Below are 4,571 nucleotides of genomic sequence, written 5' to 3' on the forward strand. Positions count from 1 at the left end.
GCCCGGAGGAGGCCTGGCTGGCCAGCCGCCTCCTGCCGCCGGACGCCGCCCTGCCGCCCGGCACCCTGCATCCCGCCGGTCCCTCCCTGGCCAGCCCGGCCCTGGACTGGACCGTCGCGCCGACGCTCGCGCTGCAGCTGGGCGATCCCAGCCGGACGCTGCGCTGGCAGGCCGGCATCGGGGCGGGCGCGCGCCTCTCCCTCGGCGCCGGCTTCGCGCTGGCCGGCGGGGTGCAGCAGGCCCTGCTCGGCAATCTCTCCGGCGGCCTGCCGTCCGACAGCCGCCTGCCGCATGTCCGCAGCGACTATGCGCACTATGCCCGGGAAGGCCAGACGGCGATCACCGCCCTCTATGGCGAGCGGATCTGGAACCTGGCGCCGGATGTCTTCGCCCGCGCCTCGGCGGGCTATCTGGAGCCGATGTTCGGCGGCCTGTCGGGCGAGGTGCTGTGGCGGCCGCAGGAGCGCGGTCTCGCCCTCGGCCTCGACCTGAACTGGGTGGCGCAGCGGGCATATGACCAGAAGCTCGGCTTCCTCGGCTACAGCGTCGCCACCGGCCACGCCTCGCTCTATGCCGACCTTCCCTGGTGGAACCTCTATGGCGTGCTGCGCGCCGGCCGCTACCTGGCCGGCGACTGGGGCGGCACGGTGGAGGTGGGGCGCCGCTTCGACAGCGGCATCGAAATCGGCGGCTTCTTCACCCTGACCAACGTCTCCGCCGCGCGCTTCGGCGAGGGCTCCTTCGACAAGGGCCTCTACATCCGCGTACCGCTGGAGCTTTTCGGCCGCCGCAGCCGGGCCGTGGGCGGGGCCGTGATCCGCCCGGTGCAGCGGGACGGCGGCCAGCGCCTGGCGGTGGACAATCCCCTTTGGGAGGTGACGCGGGCGGGGCGGGCGGATGCGCTGCGCCGCGACATCGGCGGCTTCCGCCCCTGAGCGGCGACCCGCTTGAGCGGCGACCCGCTTGACCGGATGCCCGGCCGACACGATTTGTAGCGGGACCGCGCCCGCCGCCTGCGGGCGCCCCTGGGGATGCCCCCTCGGGGCTGCGATAGGAATCCATCGATGAGCGAACTCACCAAGGCCGTCAGCGACGAGAGCTTCAAGCAGGACGTCCTGGAGGCCTCCGGCCCCGTTCTGGTTGATTTCTGGGCCGAATGGTGCGGCCCCTGCCGCATGGTGGCGCCGATCCTGGACGAGATCGCCCGGGACTACGAAGGCGAGCTGACCATCGCCAAGGTCAATATCGATGAGAACCCCGGCACCCCGAACGAGTACGCGGTGCGCGGCATTCCCACGATGATCCTGTTCAAGGATGGCAAGCCGGTGGACACCAAGGTCGGCGCCCTGCCCAAGAGCGCGCTGAAGGACTGGCTCGCCGGCGCGCTGGGCAAGTAGTGCCTTGACGGCCGCCCGGGGCCTTCGTCGCCGCGGTGCCTTGGTCCTCGCCGGGGCGCTGGCGGCCCTGCTGGCCACCCCGGCCTGCGCCGAGGGTCTGCGCGGCGGTGGCGAGGTGGTGGAGAGCGAGGCCGCGCGCTTCCGCGTCACCACCTTCGCCGCCGGGCTGGAACACCCGTGGGGGGCCGCCTTCCTGCCGGATGGCCGGCTCCTGGTCACCGAGCGGCCGGGCCGGCTGCGGCTGATCGGGCGCGACGGCGCCGTCTCGCCACCGCTCTCCGGCCTGCCGGCGGTGGCGGCCGCCGGGCAGGGCGGGCTGCTGGATGTGCAGGTGGCCCCGGATTTCGCCACGACCCGCGAGATCTATCTCTGCCAGGCGGCGCGGATCCAGGGCGGCAACGTCATGCGCCTGACGCGGGCGCGGCTCGCCGCCGACGGCCGGGCGCTGGACACCGTCCAGCCCCTCCTCGACGCCACGCCGGCGCAGTCCGGCAACGGGCATTACGGCTGCCGCATCGCCTTCGCGCCGGATGGCAAGGTGTTCCTGACCAGCGGCGACCGCCAGTCGGAGCCGGAGCGGGCCCAGCGCCTGGACGACCTCGCCGGCAAGCTGCTGCGGCTGGAGCGCGACGGCCGCCCGGCCGCCGGCAATCCCTTCCAGGGCCGCGCGGGCGTGCGGCCCGAGATCTACGCCTATGGCATCCGCAGCCCGCAGGGCCTGGTCTTCAACCCCGCCACCGGCACGCTGTTCGAGATCGAGATGGGGCCGCGTGGCGGCGATGAGGTCAATATCGTCCGCCCCGGCGCCAATTTCGGCTGGCCCGTGGTCGGCCATGGCCGGGCCTATAGCGGCCTGCCGATCCATGAGGGCAGCTCGCGGCCGGACATGCAGGACCCGCTGGTGCACTGGACGCCCTCCATCAGCCCCTCCGGCGCCGCCTTCTACGAGGGCGCGGCCTTTCCCGGCTGGCGCAACAACCTCTTCCTGGCGACGCTGAGCAGCGCCGGGCTGATGCGGCTGACGCTGGAGGGCGACCGCATCACCGGGCAGGAGCGCCTGCTCTGGGGCCAGACGCGGCTGCGCCATGTGGTGGCCGGCCCGGATGGCCTGCTCTACCTGCTGACCGACGAATCGCGCGGCCGCGTCCTGCGGCTGGAGCCGGCGCCATGACCGGCCCCGCGACCGGGACGGTGGACCCCTTCGGCCTCGCCCGCTTCCTCGAGGCGCAGGCTCCGGTCATGCCCCAGGTGCTGCGCGAACTGTCCGAGGGGCGCAAGCGCACGCACTGGATGTGGTTCGTCTTTCCGCAGCTGGCCGGCCTCGGGCGCAGCGAGATGGCGCAGCACTACGCCATCGCCTCGCTCGACGAGGCGCGGGCCTATCTGGCGCATCCGGTGCTGGGGCCGCGCCTGCAGGACTGCACCGCCCTGGTGAATGTCGAGCGGGCCCGCACGGCGCACGAGATCTTCGGCAGCCCGGACGACCTGAAGTTCCGCTCCTGCATGACGCTGTTCGACGCGGCGCGGCCGGAGGCGGAGTTCCGCGCCGCGCTGGAGCAGTTCTTCGGCGGCCAGGGCTGCCCGGAGACGCTGCGCCGCCTCGCCGGCTGAGGCGCCGCGTCTCCACGGCGTTCAGGCCCGCGCGGCGCGCGGCCGGCGGCGCCGGGTCAGCAGGAGGTCGGCCCCCAGCATCACCAGCAGCGACAGCCCGACCAGGGGGAAGAGCACGCCCCCCAGGGCCAGCAGCGCCACCACGCCCCGCAGCACCCCGGCCTCCTGCGGCAGGGGCGGCACGCCGAGGCGCCCGGCCGGGCGGCGCTTCCACCACATCACCGCCGCCGCGACGCAGAAGGCTACCGTGGCGAGGCAGACGGCGAGCAGCACGAGCTGGTTGGCCAGCCCCCATTGCTGGCCGAGATGGATGTTGATGCCCCATTCCAGCAGCCGCCCGAGTGGCCCGTAGTCGGCGTAGCTCATGTCGAGCAGCGGCTGGCCGGAATACTGGTCGAGGTGGATCACCCTCTGGCGCTCCAGCTCCGCCGGATAGACCGAGCCGGTGAAGACGCCCTGCGGGCCGCCCGGCAGGGCCACCGCGTAGCCCGGCGCCAGGCCCAGCGCGTCGAAACGCGCCACGGCGGCGTCGAGGCCGATCGGCTGGCCCTCGCCGGCCGAGAGCGGCAGGCGCGCCTGTTCCAGGCTCCAGCTGGTCGGGCCGGCATGGGCCAGGTGCTCGTCCGACATCGGCAGCGCCACGCGCAGCCCCGCCGGGTAGCCGAAATTGTGTCCGTTGGCCCATTCATTGGCGTAGCGGCCCCAGACCGACGACCAGGGCATGCCGGTGATCGCGAGGAACAGCAGCACGCCGCCGATGGCGGCACCGGTCACGGCATGCAGGTCGCGCCAGAAGACGCGTTCGCGCGGCCGGCCGCGCAGGGTGACGACGCCGCCGGTTCCGGCGCGCCGCGGCCACCAGAGATAGAAGCCGGTCAGCACCAGCAGGATGGTCCAGCCGGCGGCGACCTCGATCAGCGCATTGGCCAGCGGGCCGGCCACCGCCAGGCTGTGCAGCCGGCGGACGAAGCCCATGGCGGTGCCCTTGTCGGAGAGGCTGCCGAGCACCCGGGCCTCGTGGGGATCGACATAGACGACGGTGCGGGCCCCGTCCGGCGCCTTGATCCCCACCTCGGCGGCGGCATCGGGCGCGGCGGGCGGGATGTAGCGGAAGGCCGTGCCGGGGCTGGCGGCCAGCGCCGCCGCCACCTGCTCGGAGGGCGGGCGGGACGGCGTGGCGCGCGCCTCCACCCGCATGAGATCGGCATGGATCAGCGGGTCGAGCTGGGCGCGGAACAGATAGACCCCGCCCGTCACGGCCAGCAGGATCAGGAAGGGCAGCACCAGCAGGCCGGCATAGAAATGCCAGCGCCAGACGGCGCGGTAGAGGTCGGAGGCCCCGGCGGCGGCGCGCGCGGGCGCGCGGCGCGGGGCGGTGTGCGAAAGGCTCATGGAAGGCCTGGCTCCCAGGGGACGGCGGGGGCGCGCGACAGGCGGCGCCGCCTCGCCGGCCGGATGGCGGAAAGCGGGTTGGGGGCGCGGGGATCAGGCCAGGGCGGGAGGGGCGCGGGCGTATCGCGGCGGCCGCGCGGCTGGCGGAGGCGGGGTAGGGCGGAAGGCGGC

At 74.1% G+C, this 4,571-nt stretch carries 5 protein-coding genes; 4 read left to right on the forward strand and 1 reads right to left on the reverse strand.

Going from position 1 to position 4,571, the window contains the following annotated elements; translation table 11 throughout:
- The 4 genes from ACVMLK_RS19855 to ACVMLK_RS19870 form a co-directional block, all read left to right on the forward strand.
- A partial coding sequence (locus ACVMLK_RS19855) for a YjbH domain-containing protein (RefSeq protein WP_457487395.1) occupies positions 1–935 on the forward strand: 935 nt, incomplete at its 5' end.
- A gap of 129 nt (positions 936–1,064) precedes the next feature.
- Positions 1,065–1,397 (forward strand): thioredoxin TrxA, encoded by a 333-nt coding sequence (gene trxA / locus ACVMLK_RS19860; RefSeq protein ID WP_198366305.1) that lies wholly within the window; start codon positions 1,065–1,067, stop codon positions 1,395–1,397.
- Between the two features lie 40 nt (positions 1,398–1,437).
- Positions 1,438–2,568, forward strand: a complete 1,131-nt coding sequence (locus ACVMLK_RS19865; RefSeq protein WP_457487396.1) for a PQQ-dependent sugar dehydrogenase — start codon at positions 1,438–1,440, stop codon at positions 2,566–2,568.
- The gene (locus ACVMLK_RS19870; RefSeq protein ID WP_198366306.1) at positions 2,565–3,008 is read left to right on the forward strand and encodes a DUF1810 domain-containing protein; all 444 of its coding nucleotides are present in this window, start codon (positions 2,565–2,567) and stop codon (positions 3,006–3,008) included. Before ACVMLK_RS19865 ends, ACVMLK_RS19870 begins: the two co-directional genes overlap by 4 nt.
- 21 nt (positions 3,009–3,029) lie before the next feature.
- On the opposite strand, the gene ACVMLK_RS19875 is transcribed toward ACVMLK_RS19870, so the two are convergent.
- Positions 3,030–4,400 carry a PepSY-associated TM helix domain-containing protein gene (locus tag ACVMLK_RS19875; protein ID WP_457487397.1) on the reverse strand — a complete coding sequence of 457 codons (1,371 nt, stop codon included), beginning with the start codon at positions 4,398–4,400 and terminating at the stop codon, positions 3,030–3,032.
- Between the last annotated feature and the right edge of the window lie 171 nt (positions 4,401–4,571).

The organism is Teichococcus aerofrigidensis, assembly GCF_054073225.1.